The sequence below is a fragment of the Bacillus sp. FJAT-14266 genome (genome assembly GCF_001719225.1).
Lineage (GTDB): Bacteria > Bacillota > Bacilli > Bacillales > Bacillaceae > Bacillus > Bacillus subtilis.
Genome location: NZ_CP017072.1, coordinates 2,292,846 through 2,313,132, shown reverse-complemented (window position 1 = coordinate 2,313,132; position 20,287 = coordinate 2,292,846). Strand labels below are relative to the sequence as shown.

At 45.7% G+C, this 20,287-nt stretch carries 7 protein-coding genes and 1 pseudogene; all 8 read right to left on the bottom strand.

Annotated elements, in window-relative coordinates; genetic code table 11:
* Positions 1–2: 2 nt before the first annotated feature.
* Complete coding sequence (locus BGM23_RS12170) at positions 3–1,652, bottom strand: AMP-binding protein (RefSeq protein WP_029726688.1); 1,650 nt, start codon at positions 1,650–1,652, stop codon at positions 3–5.
* 43 nt (positions 1,653–1,695) lie between these two features.
* Positions 1,696–2,838, bottom strand: a complete 1,143-nt coding sequence (locus tag BGM23_RS12165; protein WP_029317870.1) for an acyl-CoA dehydrogenase — start codon at positions 2,836–2,838, stop codon at positions 1,696–1,698.
* Between the two features lie 90 nt (positions 2,839–2,928).
* Positions 2,929–3,232, bottom strand: a pseudogene (locus BGM23_RS22165) (DUF5367 family protein).
* Positions 3,222–3,374: a hypothetical protein gene (locus tag BGM23_RS12155; protein WP_041055511.1), complete on the bottom strand. Its 153-nt coding sequence runs from the start codon at positions 3,372–3,374 to the stop codon at positions 3,222–3,224. The pseudogene BGM23_RS22165 and the gene BGM23_RS12155 overlap by 11 nt, the downstream one beginning before the upstream one ends.
* A gap of 83 nt (positions 3,375–3,457) precedes the next feature.
* Positions 3,458–4,990 (bottom strand): glycoside hydrolase family 10-like protein, encoded by a 1,533-nt coding sequence (locus tag BGM23_RS12150; RefSeq protein ID WP_029726689.1) that lies wholly within the window; start codon positions 4,988–4,990, stop codon positions 3,458–3,460.
* 135 nt (positions 4,991–5,125) lie between these two features.
* A complete protein-coding gene (locus BGM23_RS12145) occupies positions 5,126–5,518 on the bottom strand; it encodes a DUF1360 domain-containing protein (RefSeq protein ID WP_014476970.1) in 393 nt (130 codons plus the stop codon).
* Positions 5,519–5,625: 107 nt separating this feature from the next.
* Complete coding sequence (gene ppsE, locus BGM23_RS12140) at positions 5,626–9,465, bottom strand: plipastatin non-ribosomal peptide synthetase PpsE (RefSeq protein ID WP_082359945.1); 3,840 nt, start codon at positions 9,463–9,465, stop codon at positions 5,626–5,628.
* A gap of 7 nt (positions 9,466–9,472) precedes the next feature.
* A complete protein-coding gene (gene ppsD, locus BGM23_RS12135; protein WP_068947604.1) occupies positions 9,473–20,272 on the bottom strand; it encodes a plipastatin non-ribosomal peptide synthetase PpsD in 10,800 nt (3,599 codons plus the stop codon).
* Positions 20,273–20,287: the final 15 nt, after the last annotated feature.

Here is a 20,287-nt window from a genome sequence, read left to right as displayed (position 1 = left end):
CCTCATTGACTTGATGATAGGTTGAACATTTCAATCGTTTTTTCTCGCAGTTTATATTTTTGAATTTTGCCTGAGGCCGTCATCGGATAGTCATCCGTAAAAATAACATAACGCGGAATTTTGTGGCGGGCGATTTTCCCTTTGCAATAGGCTTTAAGCTCATCAGGTGAAACGCTTTTACCGTCTTTCAGTTTAATCCAGGCTGCAGCTTCCTCCCCGAATTTGGCGTCAGGCACACCAACGACCTGTACATCTAAAATAGCGGGATGCCGGTATAAAAATTCTTCAATTTCCCGCGGATAAATGTTCTCGCCGCCTCTGATGAGCATATCTTTTAATCTTCCGGTGATGCGGCAGTACCCGTCTTCATCCATGACAGCAAGATCTCCGGTAAACAGCCATCCGTCATGATTGATTGCTTTTCTGGTCGCATCTTTGTCTTTATAATAGCCTTTCATGACGTGATAGCCACGGGTGCACAGTTCTCCCTGCATGCCTCTTTGAACTTCTTGACATGTCCCAGGTTCTACAATTTTCACCTCAGTATGTGGCAGGGCGCGGCCGGTTGTTTCGACTCTTCTTATGAAGGAATCATTTGCTCTCGTTTGCGTAATGACTGGCGAGGCTTCGGTTTGTCCATAGGCGATCGTAATGTCTTTCATGCCCATTCTTTCAATCACAGCTTTCATCACTTCACTTGGACAGGGAGAGCCGGCCATGATTCCTGTTCGGAGCGTCGATAGATCATATGCATCAAAATCCGGATGATGCAGCTCGGCGATAAACATGGTAGGCACACCATGGAGCGCTGTGCATTTCTCTTTTTCTACCGTTTTAAGGACGGTAACGGGATCAAATTCTTGCACGGGTATCATGGCTGCCCCGACGGATACACATGCCAAAACCCCAAGGACGCATCCAAAGCAGTGAAAAAACGGAACCGGGATACACATGCGGTCTTGAGAGGTTAAAGCCATACATTCAGCGATATTAGCAGCGTTATTGATGACATTGAAATGGGTCAGCATCACGCCTTTTGGAAACCCTGTCGTTCCTGATGTGTATTGCATATTAATCACATCGTCTTTATCCAGGCTGTTCATTCTCTCTTCAAGCTCAGCATCTGTCACTGTTTTCGCCAATATCTCTGTATCGTCCCAATGATACATGCCAGGCAACCGTTTATTGCCAATATAGATTAGCGTTTTTAAAAAGGGATAGCGTTCAGATTTCAGTTGGCCGGGCTTTGCTTCTTGCAGTTCTGGAATTAAACTGCTCACGATGTCTGGATAAGAAGTGCCCCTGTATGAATCCATGATAATAAGCGCGGCGGCATCCGATTGCTTTAACAAGTAATCAAGCTCGTGTGCTTGATAATTGGTATTGACGGTCACGAGCACGGCTCCGATCTTCGCAGTTGCGAACTGGACGGCAAGCCATTCAGGGATATTAGAAGCCCATATGGCGACGTGGTCTCCTTTTCCAATCCTCATCCGCATGAGACCTTTAGCGGTTTGACGGCACAGACTGTCAAATTGAGCGTACGTATAGCGGATATTTCGGTCTGGATACACAACAGCATCTCGATCGGGATACGCATCAGCTGTTTGTTCCAGCAGCCTGCCGATTGTGGAATGGATGAGTTCAGCCATTCATTGTTCCTCCTTTCTTAATGATAGGAAAGCGTTTACATTTTTATTTTAAAAGCTGTCTGGCGATCACGAGACGCTGAATTTCAGATGTGCCTTCACCGATTTCCATTAATTTTGCGTCCCGCAGCATCCGTTCCACCCCATACTCTTTCATATAGCCTGAACCTCCATGGATTTGAATGGCTTGATTGCAAGCTCTTGTCGCCATTTCAGATGCGAATAGCTTGGCGTACGCCGCTTCTTTGGTGAACGGGTGGTTATGGTCTTTCAGCCAGGCGGCTTTTAACACCATTTGCCGTGCCAGATCAATTTCCATCGCCATGTCAGCAAGCTTAAATTGAATCGCTTGAAAGGAAGAAATCGGCTGTCCAAACTGCTTTCGTTCTTTCGCATATGCCAATGATGCGTCAAGGGCCGCTTGGGCAATGCCGACTGCAAGAGCAGCGATGGAGATTCGCCCTCCGTCCAGCGTATATAGAAACTGTTTAAACCCTTTTGTTGGATCGCCAAGTAAGTTGGCCGCAGGCACTCTTACATCCTCAAGCAAAATTTCCGCTGTATTCGAACCGCGGACGCCCATTTTATCGTACGGGCTCGTAATCGTAAGTCCTGGTGTGTCAGTTGGCACGATTAATGCGGAGATGATGTTTATTCCGTCTTTGTTTTTGCCTGTTACGGCGGTTACAATAACTGTGCGTGCGTAGCTTGCATTAGTGATCCAGCACTTTTCGCCGTTGATTACATACTCGTCACCATTTGAAATCGCTTTTGTTTGAGTGCCTCCTGCATCTGAGCCGGCATTTGGCTCCGTCAGGCCGAATGATCCGAGTGCTGTGCCTGAAGCCAGCGGCGTCAAATGCGTCTGTTTTTGCTCTTCTGTTCCGAAGTAGTAAAGAGGGCTTGCGCCTAGCGAGACCGCTGCAGCATAGCTTAATCCAGTACTGCCGCAGGCTTTGCCGACTTCTTCAACCGCTAAGGCATATGAAATCGTATCACCGCCAGATCCGCCGTATTCTTCTGGAAATGGAATACCCATCAGGCCGAGTTCACCCATTTTTTCAAATGTTTGCATCGGGAACTCGCCTGTTTGATCTACATGTTCAGCGTGAGGAGCAATTTCTTTTTTCGCAAAATCTTTTACCATTTCACGCACCATTTGTTGTTCTTTTGTCAGCTCAAAATTCACATCGTTTCCTCCTTCACATCTTTGTAACATCCTATTAGGCGAGTTCTATAATCATTCCCTGACAAGAAAAGTCTGAAAATTAAAACTGGATCATTTTTTATGTGATAATTTCAGCGGAATGAGCAAATACATGCAGTAAGCGCATACCATCCATATCGCAAACGCAAAAACTTGGCCCTTTGATAAAGCCGGGAAGATGAGGGGAGATTCCAAAGGGAAATCGTATCAATCAATAAACCGACCGCTGATCCCCATATACCTAGCTTGATCACCGCGAACTGTGATTGATCGAGTTTTTAATAGAGAAGAACACAAGGCATAAAACAAGAGCGGTGCCCGCTTCCAAGAGAAGAAAGTTCGTCAAAAAGGCTTCTTCAGCCGGATCAGTCAACACAGCATCTTCGAACAGCACAAAAAATAATGTGGCACCTAACCAGACTAGAAATGAAAACGTAAAACACGTCCTGTACGTGTTTCTCTTCGATTTTACTTAGTACTAGCTTCTCAGATTCCAATAATGGAAAATGTCCAAACACCGCCTACAGCGGTTTACCATCGTTTCCTGTCTCCAAAATCACTTTTAAAAAAAGACGACTTAGAAAGCCGTCCTTCTCATTTCTTATTTTGTTGTTCGTTTGGAAGCTTTGCTTTCGTTATGAAGCCGGTCTGCTGAAGTGACATAATACGTATATTTCTTGTTAGGATCTGCCGTGTTATCTAAGAAGGTTTGCTGCTCATGTGTTTTTCTTTGCGTTGCCAGCAATGTTCTCTGCTTTTTCCCTTCGGCTCTGTATATCGCATAATAGGCTGTTTCTTTCGTTTTTTGATTTGATGGGTGATCTTTAATCTGCAGAAGATTGCCGTTTTTGTCTTCGGTGACTTTCGTAAGCTTCGGTTTTTTTGGGGCGGTACTGTCCAGCCAAGGCATTTGCGGAACCAGTGCAGGCTTGCTGTAAAGATCAGTGCTGAGCCTTTCTTTGATGCCAAGCGGATTTTTGTTGAGGTCCTTGAGGCTGAAATGCATGCTTCCTTTCACCAGTTCAAGCTGGCGGTTCAAAGTGATTTGCCGCACATATTCCTCAGGGTCGGACCAAGGCGGATCAAAATTGTTATTGATTTTATATGCTGCCTGGCCAATATATAAGTGAACAGGCCTATTTTTGACTTCATTGCTCCACCAATCAGCCAGCACGTCGTAAGCCGCTGCGTTAAAGCCGATACTCCAATAAATTTGCGGAGCAATATAATCGATGTCGCCTTCTTGGATCCAATGTCTTGTGTCTGCATATAGATCGTCATAATTTCTGACGCCTGCTTTTGTATTCGATCCGGTCGGGTCATCTGCTGCGTTTCTCCATACTCCAAAGGGACTGATGCCGAATTTGACATACGGTTTTGCAGCTTTAATTGTTTGGTTGATTTGTTTGACAAGCTGGTTCACATTGTCCCGCCGCCAGTCATCGATATTAGAAAAAGCGTCTTTTCCGTATTGTTCGTACTGTGCTTGATCAGGAAATTCCTGTCCTGCTATTTTATAAGGGTAAAAATAATCATCCATATGAACAGCATCGATATCATAATGTTTTACGACTTCTTCAATGCCTTTGACGATAAAATCTCTCGTTTCTGGAATGCCTGGATGATAATACAGCTGGTTTCCGTAGGCGGCAACCCAATCTGGATGTTTTCTTGCCGGGTGACTCTCAGACAATTTATTAAGATCTGTATGATTCATTGTAATACGGTAAGGGTTAAACCACGCGTGAAATTCCAAATTTCGTTTATGGGTTTCTTCAATCATAAATGCAAGAGGATCATAGCCCGGGTCCTTCCCTTGGACACCGGTTAAGTATTCCGACCAAGGCCCGTAAGCTGACGGATAAAAGGCATCAGCCGTCGGTTTAATCTGAACAATAACGGCATTCATTCCCATTTTCTGCACATCGTCCAGCAGTTTGATATACTCCTGTTTTTGCTCTTTCACAGATAACCCTTTTTTGGACGGCCAATCAATATTTAATACGGAAGCAATCCATACGGCTCTCAGCTCCCTGTCAGACTGCGCATTGGCCATAAACGGAACGGAAATGACAAACGTTCCGATGATCAAGCTGACAAGGAAACGGACAATCGACTTTTGGCAAACCTTCATTCTGTTTCTTCTCCCCCATTACATCACTTTCACTATTCGCTATTACGGTATTCCCGGGCTATAAAAGGGTGATTAACAGAATGTCTATCTCACTAAATAAACGAAAAAAGTCCTAAAGCATGTTGTGAACCGCTTCTAGGACTTTTTATCATTCATCATGGTTTGCAGACTTTTTAACACGTCAATAAGTTTTACGCCGACACCGACAGCCGTTTCAAGGATCGCTTGTGCCCCAGCGATGGCTAAAATAAAGATCAGCGGTATTGCAATACGAGGCAAAAAAAGATAGCCAAGTCCGATCAAGATGGCACACCAAACACCGGCACACCAGTAGCAATTGAGCATGTATCCAAAGTTAGAAGCCGGCACGCTTTTTTCATCTACATGCCCGTTTTGATCAACAATCCTTTTCTTTTTCATAAAAGGTTTTCGGATAAATTCTGTGATTTTGTCGAATACAATCAAATGTGTCAGCCTGTAACTGGCTAGAATCAGCATGATAAACGTAAGAAAAGATAGATGATCCATGACAAGCCTCCAAGAAAAAGGATGATGTTATCATTCCCTAGTGTCATCGATCCATTCTTTGATACAAAAAGAAGCGGACAGAGAGTGCCTCTGTCCGCGAATCCGCTCTATTGTTTGTGCAGTATTACTTGATTTGAAGTGATCTTTTCTAAAATGTCGAGGATGATGTCAGCATTCTTTTCAGCATATGTTCCTTCCAGCATGTCTTTATGAGCGCCAAAACCCGTGTACTCACTATAATTTCCACAGGCGCCTTCCCATTTCGTTAAGCCTGTATTCTCGCTGGTTTCGGGGTGGATTCCAGCTTCGATGAAATGAATGCTTGCTTTGATGTGCCCTTCATTCAGCAATTGTGCCCAATATTCCTGATAGTTTCTTTTTTTCTTCATCACCTTTTCTCTGACTGCTTCAGGCAGATATGCTGCAGATTCGTCATTCCCGGTATCGATAGGCAAAGGCTGTTCTTTTAGATAAGCGTCCACGATAATGAAGTCACTGACTTCTAATCCTTTGCGCTCCATAGCCTGTGCCACTTCAAAAGCCAGGTTTCCGCCTGCAGAGTAGCCTAATAAAACGTATGGGCCCTCAGGCTGTATGTCCGTCATGCAATTAACATATTGTTCAATGCGGGTGTCTTGTTCAATAAAGTGAAACCCGTATACGGCTGCCTTCTCATTCAGCAATAAAGCAAGGTCTTTAAAATAAATGCCAAATCCCGATATCGGCGGGAAGCAGAAAAGATTTTGCGCGCCGTGCTGGTTCAGTTTGATCACATGCTGTTCATTTGCTGCTGTCAGCTGTTTAGAATAAAGTTTTTCGGCAAGCTGAGCGATTGTCGGATGTTCGAACAAGAAATCAATCGGTATGTCAATGTTCTGCTGATGTTTTAGTGTATGTATGACTTGCAGTGCTTTTAGTGAATGTCCGCCAATAGCAAAGAAGTCATCATCAATACTGATTGTGTTAACACCGAGGACTTGCTTCCAAATGTTCGCCAATTCTTCTTCAACCAAGTTTCTTGGCAATATGATGTTCTGTCGTTTGGCAGGCTTATTTTCTGGAATAGGCAGCGCGCTGCGGTCTATTTTTCCGTTTCCGGTAAGCGGCATCCGCTCCACACGCACCCAGTGCTGCGGGATCATATAGTCTGGAAGCACACGCGCCAAATCGGCGCGAAAATCCGTATCTGTTTTTTTGTGATCACCGACGTAATGAGTGTACAGCTGCGCCTCTCCATCTTTTTCTCTCAATGTCACTGCTGCTTCTTGAACGCCTTCCATTTCTAACAGGCGCGCTTCTATTTCGGCAGGCTCAATTCGTTTTCCGCGGATTTTCATTTGCCTGTCAATTCTGCTGATGTATTCTAAGTTTCCATCAGGCAGCCAGCGCGCCAAATCACCAGTACGGTATATTCTTTCTCCAGGCAAGAAAGGATGAGGAGAAAACACAGCATTTGTCAGGTCATCTCTGTTCAAATAGCCTTTAGCGACACCATCACCGCCAACACAAAGCTCGCCGGGAACGCCTATTGGCAAAAGACGTCCTTTTGTATCTAAGATGTAAGCGGTGCTATTGCTGATTGGTTTTCCAATCGGAATCGGCCCCGCATAGTCTCTCTTCATTTCAAAAAAGGTTGAAAAAGTCGTGTTTTCCGTAGGCCCGTAAATATTATGAAGCGCGAGATCTGGACAGGCATGTCTGACAGCATTCATCAGAGCAGGAGAGAGTGCTTCTCCTCCGACATATAACGTATGGAGCCCGCGAAACATGTCAGCTCGTACCTGTGCCAGCTGATTAAAAAGAGCTGTCGTTAAAAATAGCACTGTGATGTCATTTTCAAGCAAATACGCTCCAAACCGATCAGGTGTCAGCATTGTCGATTTATCAATGATATGAAGGCTTGCGCCATTTAAAAGTGCCCCGAACATTTCAAAGGTGACGGCGTCAAAGCTGATAGATCCAGTCATAATAAACCGGTCATCACCGGACGCAGACGTGTAATTGCTGTTTCTGACCAGGGACACGACATTGCGATTCGTGATCATGACCCCTTTCGGCCGGCCTGTTGATCCTGAGGTATACATGATATATGCAAGATCGTCTGGACTGGAGATGGTGTTGATAGGAAAATGGTTCTCTCCCATCAATGCCTGCGCATCTGCAATCATACATGTTCCTGAGAACGCAGCATTTTGCTCCAGCCCCTTTTGAACAATCAGCATTTTTGCTTGCGTTTCCTCAAGCATAAAGCTGACTCGTTCAGGCGGAAGCTCCGCATCAAGCGGGAGGTATGCTCCCCCTGCTTTTAATACGGCAAGCACACTGATCATGAATTCGGGAGAATGTGCAGCCAATATTCCGGCTGTCTCGTTTTTCCGAAATCCCTTTTGAATTAATTCTCTGGCGAGCGCATTAGAGCGTTTATCAAGCTCTTTATACGAAATAGACATATTGCCATACACAAGTGCGGTATGGTCTGGCGTCTTTTCTGCTTGTTCGCGAAATAAATCGATAATTGTATGATTCTTTGGATACTCCGTTTTTGTATTGTTGAACTGTGTGACAATCTGCTCTTTTTCTGTTGCATCAAGAAAAGAAAAATCAGCAATTGGCATATGAGGGTGCTGTGCAGCTGTGCTAAGCGCTTGCGTAAATTGCCTCTTGATACAGCTGATCCAGGCAGCATCGTAAACGAATGCATTATAGCTGAACTTGATGACAAGCTCTTCGCCGGGAGCAACGACAAGATTAAAGTTATATCCTGATTGCTCGGATACTTGAACTTGATCGATTTGCAGCGGTGAATCGGTTTGATCAGCGGAATCGGCGATTTTCTGCTGTAACGGATAGTTTTCAAAGACGATAATGTGATCAATCAGTTCCTGTTTTAATGCGGTGTTTGCCTGAATATCAAATAAAGGCTGGCAGGTAAACGGCTCAGCTTCCAGCATTTCTTTCTGGCAGCGTATGAGCAGCTCGTGAAACGTTTCGTCTTGATGTGTTTTAATTCGAATCGGTATGGTATTGATAAACAACCCTATCATTTGCTCCACGCCCGGGATTTCTGACGGTCTTCCTGATACAACTGCGCCAAACACAACGTCGTCTGTGCGGTTATATTGCTGCAGCATCACACCCCAGACCGCCTGAATAAGGGTAGCGAGCGTGACGCCGTGTTGTTTGGCAGTCTCTTTCAGCTTGTCTGTCAGTGGTTTATTTAATGAAAATATCAAATCTTCACGGTGATAACCTTCTTTTGTTTCTTTATCAGACACACGAGGCAGAGATGATGGAGTGCTGTAGTTTTTTAAATAGGTATCCCAGTAGGCCGCTGCTTTTTCTTTGTCTCGGTTTGTCAGCCAGGAAATATAGGTGCTGTACGGACGGACAGGGTCTAATGAAAGCGGTTTTCCTGCATGAATCGATTGATAAATTTGCATAAATTCCTGCATAACAATACCTAGGCACCATCCGTCCATTAAAATGTGATGGTGACTCCAAAGACAGACATGCTCATCTTCAGCTGTTTTGAACAGAGAAATCCGCATCAGCATGTCTTTTTGCAGATCAAAGCCTTTTTGCTTGTCCTTCTCTTTAAAGCGTTCAATATACTCATTCTGGTCGTTTGTTGGCAGATGAGAAATGTCTTCGCTGTACAAATGGAATTCACGTTCTGTCATCACGACTTGCCGAGGTCCCGACAAATGCGGGACGTGCGGCAAAAACACGGTTCTGAAAATATCATGGCGGTCGATAATGGCTTGAATGCTGCGCTGAAACCATTTATAGCTGAGGCTTCCTTTAATGGTGAAGAGCGACTGCTCAACGTATGCCCCCTCCTCTTTACGGAGGAAGGAATGATAGAGCATTCCCTCCTGCATGTGACTCAGAGGATAAATGTTCTTGATTTTTTTAATGGTATCCATAGTGTCTGCACCTTTCTTCACGGTTTCATTAGTGAAAACTGAGCATATCAGCAATCTCTTGCAGGGCGTCCTCGGTCAGTTCTTGATCATCATAATCGCTGATCGTTTTTTCTGTTTCGCTTTTGTTCTGGCAGTGTTCGATCAGCTGTAATAAAAATTGACGGCATGTTTCGCTAAGCTGTTCGATGGTTTTGCGCTGAAAGCGGGCATTGTCATAAGTCATATTGACAGTCAATTTTCCTTCTGCAGCGATTGCGCTGATATCCAGCGACTGTTCACGGTTCCATGTTGTGCTGATATCACCTCCGGCACCCAGCGGAGAGAATGAGAAGGCGTCCTCCTCAGGTACTTCAGCTGTGCGGCCGCTTTCAAATTGACCAAGATAATTAAAGCTGATTTCTGGTGCACCTGTGAAATTGATGTCTTTTTTGCCAGGCGGAGTCAAATATTTGATGACACCGTAGCCGAATCCTTTGTCAGGTACACGTCTCAGTGTATCTTTTGTTGTTTTTAGCACATGAACCATGCTTTCTTCCGAATCTGGCAAGTCTGCGTTCAGTTTAATCAATAACGGATAAATGGCGGTAAACCATCCAATCGTCCGGCTCACATCTATTCCTTTTAATACATCCTCTCGCCCGTGGCCCTCTAATGATAGTTTGAAGGCGGATTGATTGGTCCAATGGCGCAGCGCAAGAATGACAGAAGCGAGCAGCATGTCCTGCGTATCAGTGTTATATGCGCTGTTGGCGTCTTTTAAGAGTGCTGCTGTCTCTTTATCGTTTAAGGTAAACGAAATTGTGGACCGTTGTCCCTCGTGTGCTCTAGTTCCATCGATTTGATCAAAAGGCAATGCCTCTGTTTGATACTCTTCGGCTTCGCGCCAATACTTGAGCTGTTTCATTAGCTGCTGGCTTTCAGCGTAGTCAGAGAGCTTTTTCGCATACGCTTTAAACGAGCTTGTTTTAGGCGGCAGTTTGATATCCTCCCCGCCAGCAGCTTGGCGATACCCTAAAGCCAAATCTTCAAGCAGAACCCGCCATGAAATGCCGTCAACGACGAGGTGATGAGCAGATAAAAATAAGAAATCACCGTCAATTGTGTGGAAAAGACCGGCTTGCAGCAGCGGACCATTCTTCAAATCCATTTTCTGCTGAATATCAAGTACATGGCGTTTGATAATAGGCTCATACGCTCTATTTCCATCAGTGCATAAATCAATCATCTCAAGGCCGTACAACGCGTCGTCCGAATGACTGAGCGGCCGATTATATTGATCCCACTTTCCTTGTTCATTCTGTGTAAACACCATTCGCAGCGCATCATGATGACACGTTATTGCTTTTAACGTTTTGCGCAGTGCGTCTTCTTGTACAAAGGTACTTCGATGCAGCATTACGGACTGATTAAAATGGTGTTTTTCTTTTATATCTTGAGAAAGAAACCATTTTTGAACAGGCGACCATTGTACGTCTCCCTCAACCGCAGCTTGGCTGGAACTTGTATCTGAATCACGGATATAAGCTGCCAATTCTTGAATGGTCGGATGGCTAAACAAATCTTTCACTGCCATTTGCTTGCCTATCCGGTGAAGCCGCGCAGATACCTGTAACGCTTTGATTGAATCTCCGCCAAGTTCAAAGAACGAATCAGCTGTTCCGATCTTTTCTGCCCCCAGTACTTCTTTCCATATATCTGCCAGTATTTGCTCCATTTTGCTGGCTGGCGGGAGGAATGGACGTTCACCTTCGTGGTTGTATACAGGTTTTGGAAGTGCTCCGCGATCCAGCTTGCCGTTTGGTGACAATGGAAGTGAGTCCAGTTTTTCAATAAACGCAGGGTGCATAAACACCGGCAGCTTGTTTTGTAATTCTGAGCGTACAGCATTTGTGCTCAACTCTGGTTTTGTCACCACATAAGCACTTAATTCGGTTTGTCCTGACGCTGTTTCATGAGCAACTACTGCGGCGTCTTTTACACCATTTATACACCGGATGACCGATTCAATTTCTTTCGTTTCTACACGGTATCCTCTGATTTTGACTTGATCATCGATTCTTCCGAGATATTCGAGTGTACCGTCGGCCATCCATCTGGCGGCGTCTCCTGTTCGGTACATTCGTGTTTCGGGTTTAAATGGATTCTGCGTGAATGCTCTCTCTGTCAGTTCTGGAAGATTGACGTACCCTCTTGCAAGCCCTGATCCTGCTATACAAAGCTCTCCCGCAACACCGATTGGCTGAAGCTGATGATTGCTATTTAAAATCAGCACTTGAGTTCCGTCAATCGGCTGGCCGATGCTTACGTATGCCTGCTTTTCCATATGTCTCATGACGGTAGTCGCCACGCTGTTTTCTGTCGGTCCATATTCGTTGGCGAGTTCGGTATGCGGACATATAGCTAAGCTGCGGGCGATCAATTCGCGGTCAGCCGCTTCTCCCGCCAGTGTGACGACTCTAAGCGTCTTTACATCTTCCGGCTGCACTACGTCCAAAAGCGCTCGATATAAAACAGGCACAATAATCATATGTGTAATCCGTTGACGAGACAGCTGATGCTTAATGGCCAGAATATCCTTCGCTTCCTCTTCATGAAGCAAAACGGCTTTTGCACCTGACAAAAGCGGTGTAAACATACTAGTTATAAAGCCGTCAAATGAGAAAGAAAAGAGCTGCAGAATGGTATCTGTCTCGTTGAATGCATAAGCGTTTCGCCGCCACTGTAGAGTGTTGGCAATCCCTTTATGCTCGACCATTACCCCTTTTGGACGGCCCGTCGTTCCAGAGGTATAAATGATATAAGCCAAATGATGGGCAGACGACATTTGCGGCAGCGGCGATTTGTCGTCTTCCTCTACGCTTTCTATCGTCAAGATCTCTCCTTCAAAGTCAGCAAGTACTCCCCGATCCGCTTCATTTATTGTCATCAGCAGTTTCGTTCCGCTGTCGCTAAGGATATAGCGTTTGCGTTCTGTCGGGTATTCAGGATCAATGGGAACGTAACAGCCGCCTGCTTTCCACACACCAAGTATGGCTGCTATCATACTGAACGAACGATGCATCATGATGCCTACTGTTGTGTCCGGCTTAACACCTCTGTTGCGCAATGCACGTGCGATTCCATTGGACCACTCGTCCAACTCTTGATACGTCAGTGTTTTGTCTCCGCTGACAAGTGCAGAAGCTTTTGGTGTTCGTGCAGCTTGCTGCTCAAACAATTGACTGATTGTTTGAACTCCGTATTGATTCGCTTGCCCGGTGTTAAACTCATTAAGCAGCTGGTGCCGCTCTTCTTGGGTCAGGATGTCGATATGGTTGAGTGTCACCTCCGGGTTTTTACCAATGATGCTAAGTACATTTGTTAAATGCGATGCCCAGCGTTCAATGGTGGTTTTCTCGAACAATGCGGTTGAATATTCAAAAAGGAAATGAATGTTTCCGTCGCCCTCAGATGCCTGTAGTGTCAAATCGAATTTAGAAACGAGATGAGAAACTTGTGCCGGCTTCATTTGCAAATCATGAAGATACAATGGCTCGTAATCATTATTTTGAACAACTAACATCGCGTCAAACACTGGATTCCGGCTCATATCCCGTGTCAATTCAAGCTTATCGACAAGTTCTTCGAACGGGTAATCCTGGTGCTCAAAGGCTTCCAATGCTGTCTCGCGCACTTCCTGCAAGTACTGTACAAACGGCTTCCCGCCCTCCGGGCGCGTCCGAAGCGCCAGCGTGTTCACAAACATGCCGAGTATCGTCTCAAGATCCTTGTGCGGCCGGCCGGCGATTGGCGAGCCGACGATGATATCCTCCTGTCCGCTTAAGCGTGACAAGAACGCGGTGTAAGCCGCAAGGAGCACCATGTACAGTGTGCTTCCGTTTTCTCGTGCCAGCTTGTGAAGGCCTGATGCAACCTCTTGATCCAGCGTAAATGAGACCTTGTCACCAGCGAAACTTCGCACCGGCGGGCGGGCATGATCAGCCGGAAGATCCAGCACAGGCAGCTCGCCCTCGAGCTGCTTCAGCCAGTACGCCTCTTGCGTTTTGTACGCATCTCCTGTTTTAAATCCTTCTTGCCATACGGCATAATCTTTATATTGAATGCGCAGTGCCGGAAGCTTCCAATTATTGTACAGCTCGCCGAATTCCCGAATCAGAATGTTGACGGAAACACCGTCTGAAATGATGTGATGCATATCAACCAGCAACAGGTGCCGCTCATCTGATACCTTTACGATTTGGGCACGGAACAGCGGCGCTTGGCTGAGATCAAACGGTTTGATAAATGCGGCTGCGGCCTCCTGTTCGGTTCGTTCGCCTAGAACTGTAGTCTGTAACGTAAACGGCACCTCGTCATGGATGCGCTGCACCGGATCGCCTCCTGCGTCCTGTTCGAAGGAGGTACGAAGCGACTCGTGGCGCTTGATCAGCTCTTTGAAAGCTCTGTCCATCCTTTCAGGGTTGAGCTCCCCTTCGAGCTCTAACACAGCCGGCATATTGTAGCCTGTCCCTCCGTCCTCCAGCTGCTGAAGGACATAAATCCGCTTTTGGGCAGAGGAAACCGGATAGGTTTCCTGTTTTTCAACGGGCTTAATCGCTTCATATGGACTGTCCGTTCCTTCACGGATAACGGTAGCCAGTCCTTCTACCGTCGGATGGGCAAACACATCTTTTAGCGGCACCTGTACATCGAATTCTTTGGTGATCCGTGAGACAAGCGCCGTTGCTTTTAAGGAATGTCCCCCGCGGTCAAAAAAGTTGTCGTGAATCCCGACAGGGCCATTTTTCAGCACGTCCTCCCACAGCTGAGAAAGCTTCATCTCAGTCACGTTTCTCGGCGCTGTGTAGGTCTCCGCATCTGCCGCTCCGCCAGGAGCTGGCAGGGCGTTTCGGTCGAGCTTTCCGCTTGGCGTAACCGGCCACTGTTTCATTTCTATCATATAGGCTGGGACCATGTAGCCCGGCAACAGTCTCTCAAGCTGTGCACGCACTTCGTTTCTTTGGAGCCCTTCTATATAAGCGCATAATTCCGGCTCCCCGCTGTCTGTCCGTACGGTAACAGCCGCCTCTCTTACACCTTCTATATTTCTTAGTGCCGCTTCAATTTCTCCCGGCTCAATCCGGTAGCCGCGGATTTTTACCTGATCATCCGTGCGCCCGAGGAATTCAACATTCCCGTCAGGGAGCCAGCGCGCCACATCCCCGGTTTTGTACATGCGTTCCCCCGGGTAAAACGGGTCTTCAAGAAAACGCTCCTCCGTTAATGCCGGCCGATTCAAATAACCTCTGGCAACACCCGCTCCGGCAATGTATAGTTCACCGATACATCCAACAGGCAGCATCCGCTGATTCTGATTCAGGATATACAATCTGACATGATGAACAGGTTTTCCAATTGGAATCCGTTCAAGTTTTTCTTGCGGCGGACAATCAAAGAATGCAGCTTCTACGGTTGCTTCCGTTGGCCCATAGGAATTGGTTATTGAAACATTTGGAAGCAACACGTGAAATCGGGAGACAAGATGGGTCCCCAGCTGTTCTCCCCCAGAAAACACTCGCTTGAGTCTGTTTGTCTTAATCGGTACAGAGCGATATTTTATATGTTCTAAAAATGCATGGAGCATTGAAGGCACAAAATGCATAGCTGTGATCTTTTGTTCTTCTATGGCCTTCGCGATCACTTCAGGTTCTTTTTCGCCTCCCTGAGGAAGCAGATAAACAGAAGCTCCGGCATAAGGCCACCAAAACAGCTCCCATATTGAAGCATCGAATGAATATGATGTTTTGTGCATAATCATATCTGAATGCTTTAGCTGATAGCGGGACTGTAGGGAATTCAAAAAATTCACCGCTGATCGATGTTCAATTTCAACACCCTTAGGCATCCCGGTAGAACCGGATGTATAGATGACATAGGCTAAAGATTGCGGGAGAACATCCACATTCGGATTGGACAAACGATGTGCCAGTCCGCTATTTGTCTGATTGAGATAGACAATCTCTCCTGCAAATGCCTGAACATGAAGACCGGCAGACTGAAGCAGGAGAATGTTTGTACCGCTGTCCTTCAGCAGAAAGCTGATTCGTTCTTCCGGATAATCCGGGTCAATGGGCAGATAAGCGCCGCCAGCTTTAAGAATGCCATAAATGCCGATCAGCATTTCAGGCGAACGCCGGCCTATAATGGCAACAGTCGTTTCAGATTTTACTCCTCGTCCGATCAGCTCCCAGGCGATACGGTTAGCCTGTTCGTTCAATTCTTTATAGGTCATCACTCCATCTTCGAAGATAACGGCCGCCTGATCAGGCGTTTTTGCTGCCTGCTGTTCGAGTGCATAGTGTAGCGTTTGATTCATTGAATAGCCCGTCTCCTCAAACAGATGGCATGATTCAATGAAATCTCTCTCTTCTTCTTTTGTTAAGATTGGAATATCGTCCAATTCTGTTTCAGGACTGGCAGCTGTATGTTCCACAAGCGTGGTGAAAAGGCTGGCCCACCTTTGGATGGTTTCTTTCTCAAACAAAGCTGTACTGTATTCAAACTGACAGAAAAGCTCGGAATCATGCTCTGTAACGTATAGGGAAATATCAAATTTTGATATTGGGTGCTCCAAGTCGTTCCACTGAAGCTGTACATCATTCATTTTTAGCTTTTGCTGTTCCATATTCTGAAGGACTAGCGTTGTGTCAAACAAAGGATTCCGGCTCATTTCCCGCTGCACACCGAGTTTGTCCACAAGCTCTTCAAACGGGTAATCCTGATGCTCATACGCTTCTAGTGCCGTCTGTCTGACTTCTTTCAGAAATTCCTCAAATGTCTTATTACCCGCTGGGCGTGTGCGGAGAGCCAGTGTATTGACGAACATCCCAAGAACAGCTTCAAGGTCGGCATGGGGCCGTCCGGCGATTGGTGAACCAATCACGATATCATCCTGACCGCTTAACCGAGACAAAAAGGCTGAATACAAAGCGAGAAGCGTCATATAAAGCGTGCTTCTGTTTTTATGGGCGAGCCGCTTTATGCGGGCCGTGATCTCTTTGTCCAATTGAAAGGTTACTTTTCCGCCTATGAATTGCCGTTCTGCCGGACGTCGTTTATCTGTTGGAAGCTCCAGTATAGGAAGATCCCCGCTAAACTGCTGCTGCCAGTAAGTCTCCTGCTTTTGGTACGAGTCTCCCTTTTTAAATTTCTGCTGCCATACGGCGTAATCTTTATATTGGATCCGCAATGGCTTAAGCTGCCGGTTTGCATAAAGATCGGTAAATTCTCGGATTAGGAGCTGAACGGATACGCCATCTGAAATGATATGGTGCATATCCACCAGCAATACATGCTTCTCGTTTGACACTTCTATAAGGCCTGCTCTAAATAATGGCGCCTGGCTGAGACAAAAGGGACGGACAAATCCCTCGATAGTGGTCTCTTTACTTAACGTAAACGGCACTTCGGTGTGGATACGCTGAACCGGCTCGTCATCAGCTCCGGATACAAAGGAAGTTCGAAGCGGCTCATGCCGGCTGATCAGTTCTTTACATACAGCAGACAGTTTGGCGACATCCAGTGCACCTTCCAGTTCTAAGACCGCAGGCATGTTATAGGCGACACCCTCATCAAGCTGTTGAAGCACATAGATTCGTTTTTGGGCCGAAGATACAGGATATGTATCCCTTTCTTCTGCTGGTTCAATTGCTGCATACAGATTTTGTTCAGCCTCTCGAATAATTAAAGCTAATCCTTCAACAGTCGGATGAGCAAAGATGTCCTTAAGTGAAACTTGCACATGGAATTCCTTTGCGATCCGTGACATAAGCACTGTTGCTTTTAACGAGTGGCCGCCATTGTCAAAAAAGTTGTCTTGGATGCCTATATGTCCATTCTTTAGCACATCTTCAAATAGTTGCGAAAGCTTTGCCTCTAACAGATTTCGAGGGGCAGTATATGGGTTTCCGCTGATTGAAGCATCTGGCTCCGGAAGTGCTGCGCGATCTACTTTTCCGTTTGGGGTAAGAGGTATGCTGTCAACCCATATCCATTTCGACGGAATCATGTATTCTGGGAGCTCACTAGCCATATAACTGCGTAAATCTATTGCATTCAGCTTTTGTACACTGCAATAGTAAGCGCATAATTCATGTTCACCGTTTTGATCTTGCCAGATGAGAATGGCAGCCTCACTAATGTCCGGATGATTCATTAGCGTGACTTCGATTTCTTGCGGCTCAATTCGATAACCTCTGATTTTCACTTGATTGTCTGCCCGTCCGATATATTCGATGTTGCCGTCTTCAAGCCGTCTGGCCAAATCACCTGTACGGTACATGATCACACCAGGCCTGAATGGGTCGGATGAAAATTTGTCGCGTGTCAGTTTATCGTGATTGACATATCCTCTGGCAACACTTGCGCCGGAAATATAGAGTTCACCTGGTACGCCGCAGGGCTGCAGTTGTTTTTGATGATTCATAATATATAGATCAGTACAGCCTATCGGTTTACCGATTGGCGGAAACTCCGGAATAGGGTCTCCCGGATGAATGGTATACGTTGATATGACATGAGTTTCTGAAGGTCCGTAATGATTGTGCAGGTGTATGCCGCGTTCACGTAACATCTCTTGGAAAAGGTCTGAAATCATTAATTGTTCCCCGGCTGCGATCAGGTGTTTGACGCCATCAGGAAACGAGTTCGCAAGTTCTCGCTCGCTGAAAATCATTTTGATAAAAGCAGTTGGGAGAAACACAATATTCGTCTGATGCTTGTTTATAAATGCAAACAGCTGAGGCACATCTCTTTTTATGGCTTCTGGCACGATGTGCAGTGTGCCGCCTTTCAGAAGCGCAGAAAAAATTTCTTGATAGCAGACGTCGAAGGAAGGTGTCGCAAATTGCAGAACATCTGCTTCAAAGTCAATGCCGGAGTGAGTATATTCGAATTTCAGCAAGTTAGCCATGTTTCGATGCTCAAATTGAACACCCTTTGGTTTACCTGTTGTGCCTGATGTATAAATCATATACAGCAGATCGTCAGCATTGTTGACTGACTTTATGTTACTGCCGTCTACTTTGCTTTCGATATCTTCTGGATGAGTGATAATGTAATTGTCTTCTAACGATGAGGAAAGATGCGCTTGTGAAACAACATGTGAACAGCCGCAATCATGCAGAATATAACGGATTCTGTCAGCAGGGTAATGCGGATCAACCGGAACAATGGCGCCGCCTGCTTTCAAGATACCAAGAACACCTGTGATAAACGCCGCTGAGCGTTCCATCATAATCGCAACGGGTTCCTGTCTCACAACGCCTTTCATTCGTAAATGCCGTGCCAATCTGTTAGCCGCTTTATTCAGTTCTCTGTATGTTAATGAGCAGGCTTGATCAATTACAGCATGAGCATCTGGTGTCTTTTCCGCTTGCTTTTCAAACATGGCATGGATGGTTTCGTAAACTGGTGTTTGATCTGTAATTTCTCCAATCAGCTGCCGCTTTTCAGTATCTGTCGTGATATCGATTTCTCCAGGTGGAAGATTCGGATTATTTAAGATTTGTGATACAGCATTCAGAAGATGCTCTTTGACAGAGAGCACAAAAGACCGATCGTGCTGCTCCGCATCATAGTTCATTTTGATATGAATTTCTTCCCCTGGCGCCACCATAAGATAAAAGCTGTAGTTGGTTTCATCTGCGACAGTGAAATTATGAATTTGAAAAAGATCAGAAGCATGTTCCTGTTTGTTCAGCATTTGAATCTCTTGCTGCACCGGATAGTTTTCAAATACGAGAATATGATCAATCAGCCCTTGCTTAACAGCTGAGCGGGATTGAATCTCATACAAAGGGTGGTAGCTGTACGCTTCAGCGGCAAGACGGTCTTTTTGCATATCTTTTATAAGTTGAAGAAATGGCGTTTTTGCCCCATGCACCCGAACCGGCATCGTATTAATGAAAAGACCTACCATATGTTCAATGCCTTCGATTTCCGCAGGCCTTCCTGAAATGACAGAACCGAATACGGCGTCATCGTTATTATTATATTTTTGTAGCAGAATGCCCCAAATGGTATGGAAAATCGTACTGAGTGTCACTTCTTCTCTAGCAGCAAGCTCTGAAAGCCTGCTGCTTTCTTCCTTAGAGAATGAAAATGTAACGTGTTCCTGCCTGCTTTTTCCCTTTGTTTTTTTCTGCTTAGGGAGCACGGTTTGCTGTTCGTGGCCGGAAAGATAATGGTCCCAATAAGAAACCGCCTGCTCTTTGTCTTGCTCCATCAGCCATTTGATATACTTTCCGTATGGCTGGACCGGCTCCAATGTTATAGGGGATGCATTTACATAAGATGCGTAAATATGCAGAAACTCCTTTAGCACAATGCTGAGGCACCAACCGTCCATCATGATATGATGAAAGGTCCAAATGCAAGTGTACTGGCTCTCTCCTGTTTGAATAAGAGCGATGCGCATGAGCACATCCTTTTGCAAATGAAACCCCCGGTCCCGGTCTTTTTCTTTCCATTGCTCAATAAACTGTGATTGCTCCGCCTCGTTTAATTGAGTAATGTCTTCTTCCAGCACGATGACATTTCGTTCTCTTAGAACAACCTGCTGGGGGGAGGAAACATTTTGGCTGATAAAAATGGTTCTGAAAATATCATGTCTTTCTACAAGAGCGTTGATGCTGTTTTGAAAAAACTGCGGGTTGACTTTTCCTTCAATTGTAAAAGAAGCTTGCTCAACATACGCCTGTGAATCTTTTTGCAGGAGGGAATGGAAAAGCATCCCTTCCTGCATGTAAGACAGCGGATAAATATCCTGAATTGAATTCGCTTTTGTCATGTTCATGTCTCCCTG